The 13,996-nt window shown below is 43.6% G+C and carries 11 protein-coding genes; 1 reads left to right on the top strand and 10 read right to left on the bottom strand.

Annotated elements, in window-relative coordinates:
* Positions 1-72 precede the first annotated feature (72 nt).
* The 3 genes from C9J48_RS08715 to C9J48_RS08705 all read right to left on the bottom strand — a co-directional run bounded on the left by C9J48_RS08715 (position 73) and on the right by C9J48_RS08705 (position 3,278).
* Complete coding sequence (locus C9J48_RS08715; RefSeq protein WP_006228591.1) at positions 73-1,116, bottom strand: TRAP transporter substrate-binding protein; 1,044 nt, start codon at positions 1,114-1,116, stop codon at positions 73-75.
* 135 nt (positions 1,117-1,251) lie between these two features.
* The gene (locus C9J48_RS08710; protein ID WP_006228592.1) at positions 1,252-2,454 is read right to left on the bottom strand and encodes a M20 aminoacylase family protein; all 1,203 of its coding nucleotides are present in this window, start codon (positions 2,452-2,454) and stop codon (positions 1,252-1,254) included.
* 62 nt (positions 2,455-2,516) lie between these two features.
* Complete coding sequence (locus C9J48_RS08705; RefSeq protein ID WP_006228593.1) at positions 2,517-3,278, bottom strand: maleate cis-trans isomerase family protein; 762 nt, start codon at positions 3,276-3,278, stop codon at positions 2,517-2,519.
* A gap of 294 nt (positions 3,279-3,572) precedes the next feature.
* Here C9J48_RS08705 and C9J48_RS08700 point away from each other — a divergent pair, with 294 nt between their 5' ends.
* The gene (locus C9J48_RS08700; protein WP_006228594.1) at positions 3,573-4,064 is read left to right on the top strand and encodes an Lrp/AsnC family transcriptional regulator; all 492 of its coding nucleotides are present in this window, start codon (positions 3,573-3,575) and stop codon (positions 4,062-4,064) included.
* 85 nt (positions 4,065-4,149) lie between these two features.
* Here the strand turns inward: C9J48_RS08700 and C9J48_RS08695 are convergent, their stop codons facing one another.
* From C9J48_RS08695 to C9J48_RS08665, 7 genes are all read right to left on the bottom strand, one after another.
* Entirely contained in the window at positions 4,150-5,343 is a 1,194-nt protein-coding gene (locus C9J48_RS08695) for a diaminopropionate ammonia-lyase (protein ID WP_006228595.1), read from the bottom strand.
* Positions 5,344-5,625: 282 nt separating this feature from the next.
* Positions 5,626-6,018 carry a globin gene (locus C9J48_RS08690; protein WP_006228596.1) on the bottom strand — a complete coding sequence of 131 codons (393 nt, stop codon included), beginning with the start codon at positions 6,016-6,018 and terminating at the stop codon, positions 5,626-5,628.
* A gap of 142 nt (positions 6,019-6,160) precedes the next feature.
* A complete protein-coding gene (locus tag C9J48_RS08685) occupies positions 6,161-7,000 on the bottom strand; it encodes a carbon-nitrogen hydrolase family protein (RefSeq protein WP_006228597.1) in 840 nt (279 codons plus the stop codon).
* A 206-nt stretch (positions 7,001-7,206) separates the two neighbouring features.
* Complete coding sequence (locus C9J48_RS08680; protein ID WP_036802438.1) at positions 7,207-7,515, bottom strand: hypothetical protein; 309 nt, start codon at positions 7,513-7,515, stop codon at positions 7,207-7,209.
* A 69-nt stretch (positions 7,516-7,584) separates the two neighbouring features.
* Complete coding sequence (locus tag C9J48_RS08675) at positions 7,585-8,754, bottom strand: MFS transporter (RefSeq protein ID WP_036802441.1); 1,170 nt, start codon at positions 8,752-8,754, stop codon at positions 7,585-7,587.
* 60 nt (positions 8,755-8,814) lie between these two features.
* Positions 8,815-11,310, bottom strand: coding sequence for a phosphoenolpyruvate--protein phosphotransferase (gene ptsP, locus C9J48_RS08670; protein WP_036802444.1), 2,496 nt, complete (start codon positions 11,308-11,310; stop codon positions 8,815-8,817).
* Position 11,311: 1 nt separating this feature from the next.
* Positions 11,312-13,918 carry a glycoside hydrolase family 38 N-terminal domain-containing protein gene (locus C9J48_RS08665; RefSeq protein WP_006228601.1) on the bottom strand — a complete coding sequence of 869 codons (2,607 nt, stop codon included), beginning with the start codon at positions 13,916-13,918 and terminating at the stop codon, positions 11,312-11,314.
* Positions 13,919-13,996: the final 78 nt, after the last annotated feature.

Raw genomic sequence — 13,996 nt, 5'->3', positions numbered from 1 at the left:
AAATAGGCAAAAGTATTAAGGAAAACGCTATCCGCTGACATAGCGGATAGCAGCACTCCATGCGAGATAATATTATTGCGCGGCAGACGCCACTTTCACTTCTTTCAAAATATTTTGTAGGATGTCTTCAGCACCCTGACGTGCAGCATCTTGCTCTGCCGATGGGTAGGCATTAGCAACCACATCAAAGTAAGTGGCGTGCAGCTTTTCACTCAACACTTTAAAGCTATTACGCTCTTCATCCGTTAAGACCACCACTTGCATTTCCGGGCGTTCTTTCAGGATTTTTGCCATGTTTTCTTTGTTGATGCGGATTTGGTAGTCGTATGCCGCTTGGTCTGCAGCTTTAATGGCTTTAGTGACCATTGCTTGCTTTTCAGCTGACAAGTCGTTGTACCACTTGCTGTTGGTCGAAACAGTGCTGACATAAGGCTGCTGACCTGGGAACATCAAGTAATCTTGTACTTCATGCCATTTCGCGTTGTAGATGAAGTAAATTGGGTTCACCATGCTATCGATGGTTTTCAACTGTAAAGAACCATACACTTCACCCCATGACAAGGGTGTCGGTGTAGCACCAAACGCTTTATAAGTTTCAACAGGAATCGTTGATGTAAAGGTACGGATTTTTTGGTTAGCGAAATCTTCCGGTGTACGGATCGGTTTATTACCGCCCCACACCATTTCACCTTCCGACATCATCGACAACAGTTTCAGATTTACATTTTCAAACTTCGGCGCCAATTCATTATAAATCGTTGGGCTTTCCGTCAATACTTTGTGCGTCACTGCTTCATTGGTGCCCAGTACATACGGTAAGCTCACAGCTTGCACTTCCGGCACATACGACCCCAAATGCCCTGCCCCCACAGACACAAATTGGATCGTACCTTTGGCTGCAAGTTCGACGATATCGTTTTCAGTACCTAACTGACCGTAATAGTAAATACGTACACGAATATCACCCTCCGACTCTTTCTTGATTACTTCCGCGAATTTTTGCGCATAGATATCTTGTACGTCGGTTTTGTCTTCTTCCGAGGCGAACTTCCATGTCTCTGCATTTGCGCTAAAGATCATACCTAAGCTCAGTAGTGCTACACCTAATCGTTTCATCCTGCTCTTCCTTTTAAGTCGCTGTCCTAAATACACGTTGAATTGAATAATTCTATTCAAAATGGTTAGCTATCCACTGTTTTCACTAACAGCTTGTTGTCTGATTCAATCGATCTGTTCTTTACACCACAAGGGCTAAACCGTTACGTTTAACCGACCATTGACCAGTTGGATCCAATAATTCGCACCCAGTTTTAAGATGCGATCATTGAAATCATATTTGGGATTATGCAACGCACAGCCACCCACTGATTCTGTGCCATTACCTAACAACACATAACAGCCCGGCTTCACACGCAACATGCTAGAAAAATCTTCTGAAATCGTAAGGGGATCACAAGCGGCGTTCACTTTGTCGGCACCCAAGACCTGTTGTGCAGCCTGTACTGCATACGCAGTTTGTTTGGGATTATTTACCGTAGGGTAAAAAGTATTAATGAATTCAAATGTATGATCTGCGCCCGCTGCCTGACAAATACCCGCCACAATACGCGCCATGTTTTGTTCTATATGCGTTAATGAATCCTCCGTAAAACAGCGACAATCCCCTTTGATCACCACTTGTGACGGAATCACATTAACGGTGCCATTGGTAACAAATTCAGTGGCTGACACGACTGCGGTTTCATGAATTGCACTGAGATTGCGCGACACAATAGTTTGGAGACCCATGATCACTTGTGCTCCAACGACAATTGGATCAATGCCTTGATGCGGTAATGCGGCATGCCCACCGACACCGTTTATGGTAATTTCAAAGCTACTTTCGCTCGCCATTAACGATCCCGGACGCACCATTAACTCGCCTTCTGCTAAGCCAGGGAAATTATGAATGCCGTACACTTCATCAATTGAAAATCGCTCAAACAAGCCATCATCAATCATGGCTTGTGCACCATGACCATGCTCTTCATCGGGCTGGAAGATAAAGTATACCGTGCCATCAAATATTGGATTTGCGGCCAAATAACACGCAGCCCCTAATAACATGGCGGAGTGACCATCATGACCGCAAGCATGCATCTTACCGTCATGTTGCGAGCAGTGTGAAAAGGTATTCTGTTCATGAATATGTAATGCATCCATGTCAGCACGTAGGCCAACACTGGCAGTGCTGTTACCATTACGTAAAATACCCACCAGCCCGCTTTTACCAATATTACGTACCACATCAATACCAAAGCTTTGCAGTTTATCTGCAATAAAATTGGCGGTCAGGTTCACATCGAAACCACATTCAGGAAAGCGATGTAGATGCTGACGCCATTCCGTCATGTCAGCAATCAATTGCAAAGAAAGCTGTTCGGGAGAAATAGAGGGTGATGAAAGCGGTGACATAGTGAATACTCCTTGGCGGTGGGCCCTATATTCAAAGACTGGAAATAAAATATAAAATCATGTTATTGCGCGAGGTGCTTTGCCATTAACACCCCAAATCCGTTAACGGGTTGTGGGTAATTCACAAGGCGTAATGAGTGCCACGCCAGTACTTGATTACTACTGACAACGGGTTTATTCAACGTCGCTTCAAGGTGTTCAATAACGCCTGCTGCGCGTAAAGCCGTACAAGAAATAAATAACAAATCAGCGTCAGGATCACACACTTTCAATGCCGCTTGCTGAATATCTTGTGGCGAGATGTAAGTCATCGCGGTGTCATCTTCAAAGCCAAAACCGGCAATGTTCAGTACGTCATAACCTTGCTCAGTAAACAGTGTTGCCACATCTCGATTCACGTCATCGGTATAAGGCGTCAGAATAGAAATGCGTTTGGCTTCTAAAATATCAAAAGCGGCTAGAGCGGCGGTTACAGGATTAGTCACCGCGACGCCTGGACGTATTTGATGCACTAGGTCCGTAATACGTTGACTGCCAATGGCTACCGTACCCGACGTACATGCGTAGATGATCACATCCAAATCGGTACCAGGAAGAATAGTATCAGCGGCTGCACTGATCCCTGGTGCCATGCTACGCAGGTTTTCGATCGTTAACGGGTTTACATTACGCACACGACTAGTAAATGCTTGTACATCGCTCGGGTATAACTGACGTAGATCGCTTTCGATATTGAAATCTGTCGCCAATGCCACAACGCCAATGCGTCCAGCAGGGGCCAAATGTTCTAATTCAAATCGTGGAACAACAGTTTCAACCTTCATACAATCTATCCTTGTCATTGTTAAAACGATGTAATCATCACTTATTTACAATCCAACCAATTTCACACGACTCTTTTCTTTACATTTCGTTTACAAGATCAATAATGCCTCGAGCGCATTAAAGAAATTCCTTCAAAACACCCTAAATAATGCGGAATATCCGCATTTTTCTTGCGCTATAGTACTTTTTCATTACCGAGCCAAACACGTACGTTACGTGATAAAAATTACCTTTAGATCGGTCACATAAAACGAGCAACATTTTCACAACAAAAAAACAAGGAATACATTGGTATGGCTCATTCACCGACCCCATCCGTAGACAATTTCGATCGTAAAATTCTGGATATTGTTCAAGTATCGAACCGAACAACGTCAGATCAGATTGCAGAACAGGTAGGGTTATCGCCAGCTGCAGTTCAACGTCGTTTAAAACGTATGCGTGCACAGGGCATCATTCAAGCTGACGTATCAGTCATCAACCCAAAAGCGATTGGGCATGCGATGACTTTTGTGGTTCAAGTAACGTTAGAACGCGAACGTGTAGATTTGATGCACAACTTTAAAAAAGAGATGAATGCTAACCGATCTGTTCAACAGTGTTATTACGTAACAGGCAGTTCAGATTTCATTTTGATTGTGACGGCTGTCGATATGGAGGGATACGATAATTTCACCCGTGAAGCCTTCTTTGATAACGCTAATATCAAAAGCTTTCAAACCAATGTAGTGATGGATCCAGTCAAAGTGGGCCTGACCATCCCAATTGATGACCAACAAGATTGATAAAAAAACGGTGCGAAGATCAGCTTCACACCGTTTTTTTACTATTAACTAACTACTAATAAATCACTTACTATTAAGCAATTAGCTATTCAGAGATAAGCTGTTTATACAGGTCGGGATCAGTCGCCCCTTCAGTACCAATCACTAACACGCGACTTGATGTGTCCAATTGCATCGCTTGTGCAAATTCAGGATGTTGGCGGGCTAATACAGCCGCCGCAAAACCCGGCACTGCAGATTCACCCGCTTCAATTGCAGTATCGGCTTGATAGCCTTTCGCGAGTAAGCGCATCGCTTGGGGAATAGCATCTTCACTGAGAGTCATGAAGTCATCAGCACCATTTTCCAGAATAGTCCACGCCAAGCTCGACACTTCACCGCACGCCAAGCCTGCCATTAAGGTATCAAGGTCGCCACCAACAACAACAGGTTTGCCCGCCTGTGCACTTTGCTGAAGACAGTTTGCTTGCTCTGGTTCTACGATAATGAAACGTGGGCGCTGTTTACCCCATAAATCCCAAAAGTAACCACATACTGCTGAGGCTAAACCACCCACACCACCTTGTACAAAAACATGTGTTGGGATTTCATCGTTCAATTGTTCCACAATTTCAGCCAGCATCACGGTATAACCCAATGCCACATCTTTTGGGATCTCCATGTAACCTTCATACGAAGTATCTGACACAATCACGCGATTATGCGCTTTAGCTTCAGAGTCAGCCAAACGCACCGATTCATCATAATTGCCGCTGATACGAACAACCTCAGCACCAAAAGCTTCCATCGCTTGCTTACGCCCTTCCGATACATCGCGGTGAATGTAAATCACACAGCCACAACCAAACATCTGTGCCCCCCAAGCAACTGAACGACCATGGTTGCCATCCGTCGCGCAGCTCACCACAATTTCAGCAGCTTCAGATTGCCACTTACCAGCCAATAAATCCGTAATCGTGGGGGTTTTTCCATATCGAACCGTCAGCACCGCTTGTAACTGACGTGCCACGGCATAAGCGCCACCCAATGCTTTAAAGCTTTTTAAACCAAAGCGCTGTGATTCATCTTTGTACCACAACTTCTCAAGCCCTGTTGATATCGCAATATCATTCAATGAATGCAATGGCGTGACAGCGTAACCCGGCCACTGTGTGATATCACTGATAGCTTGATCTGCACTTTCCACGCTTAAAATAGTGCGCTGATCGGCAGAATATTCAGTATCTGAATGTGCTTTATGGTTAGAAAAATGGGTCAATGTGCCTGTCAGTAGTGGCATAGATGATCGTCCTTTTATGAGATACACATGATGTTTTCGAGATTGTTTTCACGAATAGTTTTCGAGATTAAAATTCTATCAAGGGCGATTGCAGCAGTTATGCCTTGTTAAGACAAAAAATGAGGTTTTCACGCGGAATATTGATAATGAATGCGGAAAATCATCATCTCACGGTTTAGTCATAATACAAGATGAGAAGCAGTATTGAATATAGGGAGAGGCGCATACCCCAATCATCCCGAAAGTTGAATGAAGCGCTGAACACTACATGCAAACAACAAGCTACTGACTTTCTTTGGTCATTAGCTTTATTCCAAAATCGAGTTGCTCGCGCCAGATGGTATGCAAGTCCTCATTATACTGAGGGTCGTATTGTTTGACGGCTTGCATTAAACAATCAAACCAAACATTGAATAAATGAGGAGCAATATTCATTTTTTTATGGCGTAGGGCAATACTTTTGATTAACTGTTCGTGAGTAATTAGGTCTTGAGCAGGCTGGAGCATCGCGAGAGATGCTTTTAATGTAAGTATTTGCTGTTCTTTATCCGTACTTCCAAACATATCTTTAATAGCAATATCTGCATTTATAAATAACGAATAGAATAAAGGTAAAAAATCATCATTGCCCATACAACGCTGATAGCTAGCTTGGTAAAGGTTATATTTTTCCATCAATAAATACTCTCTTAAGTCACCGTTCTCCTAACAGTCTATGAACACAATTTAGTCTGTGTATGATTTTATCTTCGCTTCTTGATGCCCATTCAGATTTCAGGCTTTATAACAAAAACCTGACATACTATTCTTCACTTCATCAATTTAATGAATGCTTATCTGATACCTGTAATACTGTATTTATACATAACGCTTCATCCAGCATTGGGACACCAATCACTCGTTTCGGTTTATTGCCGGTCAAAATAGGCAGCTCAACGGTGAGTAATGCTTGTTGATCGTCAGCTTGAATTAATGCATTTCCTGTTGGGTCGATGATTTGGCTACCACCACAGTAATGACCACTAATCGCTTGAGTTTCTTCTATCCCAACGCGATTACACGTTGCAACATACATTGCATTTTCAATAGCACGGGCACGGCTAATTACTAAGCTTTGCTCACCGCCAAAATTGGCAGGATGCAATAACACATCAACATCACGTTGTGCGTACAAGCGGGTAATTTCAGGGAACCATAGATCAAAACAAATAGCGATACCGAAACATATTCCTTGTAATTTAAACGTAACTAATTCATCACCACGAGAGAAATACTGCTTATCGACATTAGTAAGCGCTAACTTTCGATAAACTTCTTGCAAACCTGATTCATTAACAACAATGACACTATTATAAAATTCACCATGTCGCTTTTCTGCAATACCAGCAACCAAAGTAACGTGATACTTCTTAGCAAGTGTAATCAAAGACGTAACCGTTTTTCCATCAATGCTTTCTGCTAATTGATGGATCTCGCCTGGGTGGTCAAAAAGATAGCCCGTCGAAAAAAGTTCAGGCGTAACAACCAGTTCACCTAGACCACCACCAGATATATCAATAGCATTATTGACTGCTTGGTTCATAAGCTGATCTAGCAAGGCAATATTACCTGCCACATCTTTATGAATGACATCCATCTGGACCAAACTAATTTTCATTATTACCCTTAACCATCAATATGTCTTATATTCCCAATGTATATAATTACTTTAATTTAGGCAGCCAATACTAACCGAAATATTGTTTATAACTATTACAATGACAAAAAACACCTTTCTATTTTCTTTCAATCAGCAAAGAAAATAGAAAGGTGTTTTGATTAATGCTTTAAAACGCTCAACTTCATGTTCCTTATTCGGTTGATCTAATTAGACGCCGCTTTGCCCGCTTTTTTTAATGCGCCTTGATCTTTATCTGGAGTTGCCATATCAACGGCTTTTCCTGCTACACCATCATTAGGCAATGCATTACCCACCGATTTTGTCGCCGTATCCTTTGCGGCTTCTGTCGGTGAACATCGCCCACTTACGCCAACTGTCGCTTTAGCCGCTGTGCTTTTCATGGCTTTTTCTGGTGTACAGTCAGGGTCTATCACACCAGCGAATACATTACCCCCAATACAAAAACTCACCATAACTAAAAGATGAGACATAACAGAACTACTTTTGTTCATAACCATGACCTGATTGTATGAATTTAAATATACAGTCAGTGTAGCGAATATTTGATAGCGAGGCACTCGTCAGCGCTTCGAACTTGAGGATTTGCTATATAACCCATAACTGGCAATTATCAGATAGCCCAGCAGCGGCACTATATAACTAAATGGGATACTGGTATGGTCAATCAGACTTGCCTGAACGAAAGGAACTATACCACCACCGACACTACACATCACCAGCACTGCGGAACCTGAGCTGGTTAGATCTTTTAGCCCTTCAATCGATTTATAAAAAATTACCGGATACATAAATGAGTTACATAGGCCTATTGCTATCAGGCAGACTGCGCCAAATACATTGCCATTAAACATGGCGAGGATAATAAGCAGAACGGCGAGTAATGCGCTGAAAAATAAAGCCCTCATTGACTCGACCTTACGACCCAAAAAGCTGTAAGCAAAACGACCAACCATCGATCCAGCCCAATATAGGCTGATCAAACTTGCCGCTGCAGTACTCGTTAAGTTGACGATATTTTTATCACTCAAGTAACTGATAGTGACTGTTCCAATTGCTACTTCAACACCGACATAAACAAAGATAGTTACAGCACCAAGTAAGAAAGGTTTGTGATTCGTTAGTGCAATCAGCTGGCCATGCAACTTAACCCCTCCTTTCCCCCGTACATCTTGCAACGGTCCTTTCCAAGTAAGTAAACTTAAGAGCAACAAACCAACAGAGAGAATAAGATAAATATTCTCAACCCCTGCTGACGCCAATGTTATACCAAGGATTAGCGGAGCCAAAGTCGTGCCGAGTGAATTGATCGACGATGTAAAAGTTAACCGTCGAGATGCCGTTCTGACTTCACCTATCTGCGTAACATAAGGGTTTGCAACCACCTGCATTGCAGCAACACCAAGCGCAATCACAAATATACCAACAAGAGAACCAGTAAAAGAACCCATGGCAATAGCGAAGCTAAAAGAGCAACCGCCCACAGCTGCCAGAAGTAACGACAGGCTCAATGATACTTTATAACCTAATCTGTTCATCACTTGTGAACAGGGAATACAGGTCACAAAAGGGGCCAGATAAAAGGCTATCTGTACCAACATAGACTGCTTATAATTCAGTCCAAAAAGCGACTGAAAGTGAGGGACAAGAATACTATTTGCGGATGTAAGTAGCCCCCATGACAAAAAAGTCAGAGAAAGCAACACCAATCCGTTTCGGTTTGTATTAGCCATAGTGATGTAAGGCCAGCATAATAGGCTGACCTTCCTTATTAATGAATATATCAACACCGGTTATACGGTAATAGTTTCCTGCATCAGCGCTAGGACATCCTGACGATCAGACGAATTAAGAAGTGCATTTCTAAATTCTTCATGCATTAGTTTGCGGGCAATTTTTGAGAAAACCTTCATATGTGTATCGTCGCTATCACTCTTGTTCACCGTGATCATAATGATCATCTCCACATCGATACCTTCCCCCCATGATATTGGCTTCTCGAGTGTCATCACCGACAAGCTGTTGTGGATAACATATTCCGACTTACAATGTGGAACAGCTACGGAGAATCCGAGTGCAGTCGAGAATATAGCTTCACGTTCCCAAATATCTCGATCTACATCTGCTGCAGTTCCAGTACGCTGTTGTACTTCTAGATTATCGGTAAGCACCTTAATCACATCAGCCTTAGTCGCCAATGATTGATGGGTAAAGATTAGGCTTTCATCCAAGATATATTTCTGCTGATTAACCGCAAATGCTTCCTCCACCAACGCTGTCACTGCCTTTGATGACTCAGAAGAAATCGCTTCTTCCAACAAAGTTTGGCAGGAGCTTTGGCTAAGGCTCTCAACCAGTTCCTTTGTTAATCCGATACGCGACGCAGACATACTGAAATTTTGCAGCCCCGCACCAACAAGCAACGGAATAGACACTGGGTCTGCAGCCATTTCACCACACATACTTACGTCCAACCCTGCAGAGTTTGCACGGGCAACAATGTCTCGGATCAGTGCCAGAAAGCTGGGGTCACGATGATTATAAAGGTAAGCTACATGCTCGTTTCCGCGATCGCAGGCAAAGAAATACTGAGTCAGGTCATTACTTCCGATAGACACAAAATCAATATATTCCGAAGATTTTTCAAGCAAGTACAGCGTAGATGGAACCTCCACCATGATCCCCAAAGACACCTTGCCGATCGCAACTCCTTGTTGTTCAAGCTCTGTTCGCAGAGCATCGAGTAGTGAACGAATCCAACGGATTTCATCGAGATTGGATATCATCGGTACCATAATCGATACATCGCCAAACTGGCTCGCACGAATTAACGCGCGAAACTGGTTTTTTATTATCTCGATATACTCTGAGTACATACGAATGGCACGATAACCAAGAAACGGGTTTTCTTCGTTCGGGAACCCCATAAACTCACACGGTTTATCACCACCGATATCGAGCGTACGTATGATAACCTTCTTGCCTTGTGCTTTTTCAATAACCCGCCTGTAATGGTCAAACTGTTCTTGCTCCGAAGGTGGTGCGCTACACTCACAAAACAGCATTTCAGTACGATAAAGTCCGACCCCATCGGCACCATTGTCCAATACCGTATCGATTTCACCAGATGTCACAATGTTGGCTGAAACATTAACAGGCACGTGGTCTTTGGTCGCAATCTTTCGAAACTTAACCATCTTAAGCCTGCGCTCTATTAATTCTTTTTTCTGAGCCTCAAGCATATAGTAACGATCAGTATCGGAGCTTGGATCTATCACCAATGCACCAATATCCGCGTCAAGGATCACTACGCTGGCTTGTCGACAGAGTGTAGCCGCCTCTTTTATTCCGCTCAGTGTGGGAATACCAAATGAACGTGCCAAGATCACAGTATGAGAGGTGTCACCGCCCTCTCCCATGACTAAGCCTTTAATTTTATCCAGTGGCAATGCAAGAAGTTGACTGGGTGTCAGCAGGCTATTAGAAATAATCACGCTATCTTGAGTCAGGTGCATATCCGCAGAAACGGAATACCCAACAATATTACTGGCAAGGCGCGAGGCAATGTCTCTGATATCCAGCGCTCGCTCGCGCAGATAAGCGCTTTCACTGTGAAGCAATGACTCACAGAGTTCATCGCTGGTTGCGGCAATTACAGCAACGGCATTGCATTGCCCCAGATTTTTTTCAATGTTCGCAGTCAAGGTGGCATCATTGAGAATAGACAGGTGCGCGGTCAGGATCGTTCTGACGTCATCCCCCGCAAGTGCTATTTGGTCTTCAAGATCTTGCCTTGTTTTAGTTAAAGCAAGATCAATAGCAGCCACTTTGTCATCCAGAGAGACCACTGGCAGCTCTGCCGCTAGTGCATGAAGATCAACGCATCCCACCACCTCAGGCCTACCACGCCCAATACCGCTGGCCGCAATACTACCTCTAAGTAGATTCGGTTTAGTTCTTCTCAAATACCCAGGCAGAGCTTTAGCCTCTCTGCCTGTTACTTCGGCCTGTGGGCTATCGATTCCCGTCAGTTCTTGATCAACAAATATCCCCAAGTGCCGATGTGCTTCTTGCTCATCTTCCCCTTGAATAATGAATCGGCACTCATCACCCAATAATATATCGGCACCAATCATGGACAGCACGCTTTTCGCATTTGCGCTAGTCTTCTTGGTCACGTTTTCGATAGTAATGTCTGACTTAAATTTATTGGCGCGCAATTCAATTTCGGTCGCCGGACGTGCATGCACCCCATTAGGAAGCGGGCAGATAAAATGAATTTCTAACATATTAGCTTTCAACTCTTAACGTAATAGGCGTGCAGGCTTGAACCGACACATTCAGCTTTCCTTTGGCCTGTTCAGACAAGCTACAGCGGGTAATTCTTTTACCCAACGATGATCTCAACGTGCCCATATCCATCGGCTCAATACTGGGGTTGAAGGTCCGAATAATAAGATCGTCAGAAGACTCTGCTTTTTTAACTGTGCTGAAATGAAGCGATGTGTTCCACTCAAACACACTGTATTGTTCGGGGAATTTCAGCGAATGGCCATTCATTCTAAATCGCGACCAGTCAGTACCAACATACACCAGCGGTGGTGTTTTAACGTCTTCGACGACACGCCAAAACGTATCATCAGCGCCGTTGTCTTGCGGGATCAAACTAAATGTAAACGCATGCATACCTTGAATTTGAGAGTCCGGTGATGGTAAAACCATGCCCGAGGCGCGACCTGGTCGGTAGGTCAAATTCGCTTGCCCCAACCAGCCCACAGATCGTAGCAGCGTTATGGCGATAGTCTCGGGACTGTTGTCGTGGATCTCATATTCACGGATCCCGTCAGCAACAATAGCCAATCCCTGTGTATCGTCATTCATATATACAGTGCTCAGCATGGGATAAAGAGCAACCGGCGCTTCAGTCCAGTTTTCTTCCTTCCAGATATCCATCACCTTCGGCTGGTTTTCGCGACGGATCAGTCCAAAGGGTTGGTCTGCATAATGAACATCCGACATGATGCCTGTCGGGAACAAGACCTGAATACGATGATCCTCGATGTTATTTTCCACTACCACGTTTGCATCAATACTCGCCCTGTTATGAGGAAGGGTTAAAGTCATATTAATGATCAGCTCTCGGCTCGCCTGACGTTTTTTCCTCTCACTAAGATCTTTCGGTACCTTGATTACGTGTCGGGCCTCCAATGTACTGACCAACTCACCGTGGGTAACACGGTAGTTAACCGCTTGTCCCAAGCTACTGATCACCCAATCATCGGCAAGCGGAGAAAAGTTATAGTTATCCCCTTCGTCTGAGCCATTGGTCAGCTCAAATACACGATAAAAAGATTTACCCGACCGCTTGTCCAACAAGGTTAATGATCCGTCTGCTTCTACTTTCAACGATAACCAACGATTGGATACTTCAATTGTTTCGCCAAAGGCTTCTTCACTCTGCGTTTCAAGAAGACCTTCGTTACTTTCTTGAATATAAATCGTTGTGTAGCCGAATGCTGGGATATCCTTTACATCCGCCAATAAACTGATTTTTCGGTACCACGTGATGGTCGTATCGTTGGATAATTCTTGGATAATGGTCGACATGTCCTGCCTTGCTTCCGCCACGATCTGGAAGCAAACCGGATTCCCATTGCCGTCGACCAGTGAGAACGAATTGGCTGGCGTGTAGATCGTCAATTCAACCTGACAATCCCGCTTTTTAGGTACACTGTTAAAGACAACAACCTTGGTGCCCTGTTGGCTAGCAGTAATACCGTCACAAAGTTTTTTGAAGTTCAGTTCAATCAACTGTTCGGCCATTTCAATCCCAGATTGCAGCCGGTTACTGACCATGCTGTTGACCCGATCAGAGTTGCAACAACCGATACTGTCGTGAGCATGGCTTTTCATCGCCTCTCGCCAGATGTTATTTACCGCTGTCTGGGGATAAGGAAATCCATTGAGCATATTCAAAGACAGCAAGGGCTCTAGATACTGGCTGACAGTTTTTTCCAGTTTTGTATTTAGTAGCTTGATATCCATTCGTGTTGAGAATATCCCCCGATGAATACGCATATACTTGGGGTTAAGTAGCTCCCCCTCAAAAGTAGGGAGTAAGCCTTTCTGCTGCGACAAATCATCAAAAAAGGCATCAAAGCTGCTGGCTTTGAAGTTGTACTCGTCTTGCGCAGCGTTTACTCGCTCCAGCATTCCAGGCACTTGGTATTCAAATGGTGACTGATCATTACCATTAGGCAATATGACCACGTCAGTAGCTGAAAACTGGCTTTGCTTACGAGCTTTTTCAACGATGGTTTTGGTGAAACTAGGTTCATCGGTAGGAAGCCACTTGGCACAACCGTACCCCCAAGGAAATACCGCTGTAGTGACAGTGTCACCCCCCGCAGAACGCCACATAAATTCCGTACTATCAACCTCGTGTTCTGACCAGCCACGCCACACCACTGCGCGATCGATAGTAAATTCATTCAAAAACATAGGTAACTGAGCAGTTTGGCCAAATGAATCAGGTACATAACCCACCTTCATTACTTGCCCAACTTTCTCTGCGCCATTGATACCCAATAACAGATTTCTAGTTATAGATTCTGCACTAACAATTAAAAAATCTGTTTGGGTATACCAGGGGCCTATTAATATCCGACCCTGTTTAATTAATGCAGATATACGCTTTTTATTTTCTGGCGCAACATCAAAATAATCATCAAGAACTACAAGCTGAGCATCAAGAATAAAAGGAGGAAGAGAAATATCTCTTTCCATTTGAAAAATAACATCTTCAATAAAATAATAAAGTAATGCTTTAGAATCATTCTCTGTGAAATACCACTCACGATCCCAATGAGTATGTTGAACAAGATGAACTTTTTTCATATTAAATTAGCGAGGTGAGACTCACCCTCCCAGTTATTTATGCAGGATTAATTGAAACATAAAGGCCACATATCTACA

The organism is Photobacterium profundum (assembly GCF_003026285.1).
In the GTDB taxonomy this organism is placed as follows: domain Bacteria; phylum Pseudomonadota; class Gammaproteobacteria; order Enterobacterales; family Vibrionaceae; genus Photobacterium; species Photobacterium profundum.
Note: the sequence above shows the minus strand (reverse complement) of the source record. Positions and strands in the feature narration are given on the sequence as shown.

Excerpts from the sequence above, each read along its gene's own strand:
- C9J48_RS08710 (WP_006228592.1), bottom strand. The coding sequence starts at position 2,454 with ATGTCACCGCTTTCATCACCCTCTATTTCTCCCGAACAGCTTTCTTTG.
- C9J48_RS08695 (WP_006228595.1), bottom strand. The coding sequence starts at position 5,343 with ATGCCACTACTGACAGGCACATTGACCCATTTTTCTAACCATAAAGCA.
- C9J48_RS08715 (WP_006228591.1), bottom strand. The coding sequence starts at position 1,116 with ATGAAACGATTAGGTGTAGCACTACTGAGCTTAGGTATGATCTTTAGC.
- C9J48_RS08690 (WP_006228596.1), bottom strand. The coding sequence starts at position 6,018 with ATGGAAAAATATAACCTTTACCAAGCTAGCTATCAGCGTTGTATGGGC.
- C9J48_RS08685 (WP_006228597.1), bottom strand. The coding sequence starts at position 7,000 with ATGAAAATTAGTTTGGTCCAGATGGATGTCATTCATAAAGATGTGGCA.
- C9J48_RS08705 (WP_006228593.1), bottom strand. The coding sequence starts at position 3,278 with ATGAAGGTTGAAACTGTTGTTCCACGATTTGAATTAGAACATTTGGCC.
- C9J48_RS08675 (WP_036802441.1), bottom strand. The coding sequence starts at position 8,754 with ATGGCTAATACAAACCGAAACGGATTGGTGTTGCTTTCTCTGACTTTT.
- C9J48_RS08680 (WP_036802438.1), bottom strand. The coding sequence starts at position 7,515 with ATGAACAAAAGTAGTTCTGTTATGTCTCATCTTTTAGTTATGGTGAGT.
- C9J48_RS08700 (WP_006228594.1), top strand. The coding sequence starts at position 3,573 with ATGGCTCATTCACCGACCCCATCCGTAGACAATTTCGATCGTAAAATT.
- C9J48_RS08665 (WP_006228601.1), bottom strand. The coding sequence starts at position 13,918 with ATGAAAAAAGTTCATCTTGTTCAACATACTCATTGGGATCGTGAGTGG.
- ptsP (WP_036802444.1), bottom strand. The coding sequence starts at position 11,310 with ATGTTAGAAATTCATTTTATCTGCCCGCTTCCTAATGGGGTGCATGCA.